A 1,931-nucleotide genomic window follows, 5' to 3' on the forward strand; every position below is an offset into this window, starting at 1 on the left:
CACCGGCCCGAAGTTCAGCCGATCGATACCTCCTTCACCTGGCTGTCCTTACTTACTTGGAGCGACCTCGTGTCGCACCTGATCGTTTCAGAATGAGTTGAGCAGTAGGCCTTGCGTCTGGCGATCTTGGTCGGCAGGGTGTCCTGGTGCCTGTTGATCTTGTCCCGGACGACCTATGGGAGCGGGTGGCTCCGCTGCTGCCGCTCGCTCCCGAACGACGCCACCGCCACCCCGGGCGACTACGAGTCCCGGACCGGACGGCCCTCGCCGGCATCATCCACGTGCTGCGAACCGGTGTCGCCTGGCGCGACGTTCCCGCCCAGACCGTGGGATGCTCCGGGGTCACGGCCTGGCGCCGGCTGCGGGACTGGACGGAGGCCGGCGTTTGGCCCCGCCTGCACGCCGCACTGCTGACCGAACTGCGCCGCGCGGACCTGCTGGACCTGGACGACTGCGCCGTGGACGGCTCGCACGTCCGGGCCCTCAAAGGGGGGATCATGTCGGCCCTTCGCCCGTCGACCGCGCCCGCTCCGGCTCCAAACACCATGTGATCGTTGACCGTTGCGGCACCCCGCTCGCCGTCACGCTCACCGGAGGCAACCGCCACGACGTCACCCAGCTGCTGCCCCTGCTGGACGCGATTCCGCCGATCCGAGGACTGCGAGGACTGCGAGGACGCCCGCGGCGCAGGCCCCGGCGGCTGTTCGCCGACCGGGGCTACGACTTCGACAAGTACCGCCGCCTGCTGTGGAAGCGCGGCATCAAACCGATGATCGCGCGACGCGGCGTCGCCCACGGTTCCGGACTCGGCAAGGTGCGCTGGGTCGTAGAGCGCGCCTTGTGCGCCACGAGGCGCTCTGTTTGTATCCCCGGCTCAGCCGGGAGGAACTCGGAAGGAGGTTCCTGGGCCGGATGACTCACCTGGATCCGAAAGGTGAAGGGGACAAGAGCATGTCAGTAAACCGGTGACCGGGCCCAGTTGTCGGGGACGGTGCGCCGGGCGGCCCGCGCGATATGGCGAAGACTGGATTGTTTGAAGCCCAATCTCCAGAAGATGCACGTTCCCATCCGTCGGAAAGATAACTGAAACCGACGCCGCACTCTGCACCGCCTTCGATTGGTTGAGGTGGTGCACTTCCGGGGCGCGGAGCGATGTCCAGCGAGGACATTCAAGGAGATGAGTGGGACGCCTGTGTCGCGCTAGAACGTACAGACAGAGACGAACATGGGATCGCCTACGGGATGCGAGTCCTATGGCGACGGAGGCCCCGTAGTAGTCGCCGGAGTCACGCCCGGCCAGGGAGGATGGGAAAGCCGTCCGCAGGGCGAAGGGGGCCAGGTGATTCGGACGCCCGGATATGGGGAGGTATGCGAAATGCAGAGCGCCGTAACGGTGCTGGGTGTCCTGCGTGAACGCGGCAGGCGCCGTCTGTCGTGCGACGAACTGTATCGACAGCTGTTCAACCCGCAGTTGTATCTGCTGGCCTACGGGCGCATCTACGCCAACCACGGCGCGATGACGCCCGGGGTCACGCCGGAAACCGTGGACGGCATGTCCCAGCGGAAGATCGACCGGATCATCGAGGCGATGCGCCACGAGCGCTACCGCTTCCGGCCGGTCAGGCGCGTGCACATCCCGAAGAAGAACGGGAGCACGCGCCCGCTGGGACTGCCAACCTGGTCGGACAAGCTCGTCGGCGAGGTGGTCCGCCTGCTCTTGGAGGCGTACTACGAGCCGACGTTCTCCAACCGATCGCATGGATTCCGTCCCCGGCGGGGCTGCCACACCGCACTGCGGGAAGTGGCCCACACCTGGACCGGGACGTCCTGGTTCATTGAGCTGCCCCGACTTTCGTGGCGTCCGCGATCGTGTGATCAAGCGACTTGCGGGTGTTGCTCCGGGCTCGTCCAGTACGCCTGCTCGTACTCGT

General features: G+C 66.4%; 1 protein-coding gene and 1 pseudogene. Both read left to right on the forward strand.

All coding sequences use genetic code 11. From position 1 onward, the window contains the following. Positions 1–146: 146 nt before the first annotated feature. Positions 147–838, forward strand: a pseudogene (locus tag ACIGG8_RS42835) (IS5 family transposase); the annotation flags it as partial. A 537-nt stretch (positions 839–1,375) separates the two neighbouring features. Further along, positions 1,376–1,931, forward strand: a 556-nt coding sequence (locus ACIGG8_RS42840; RefSeq protein ID WP_396553991.1) for a reverse transcriptase domain-containing protein, incomplete at its 3' end; no start/stop codon positions are given.

The organism is Kitasatospora sp. NPDC085464, from assembly GCF_044541955.1.
Classification (GTDB): domain Bacteria; phylum Actinomycetota; class Actinomycetes; order Streptomycetales; family Streptomycetaceae; genus Kitasatospora.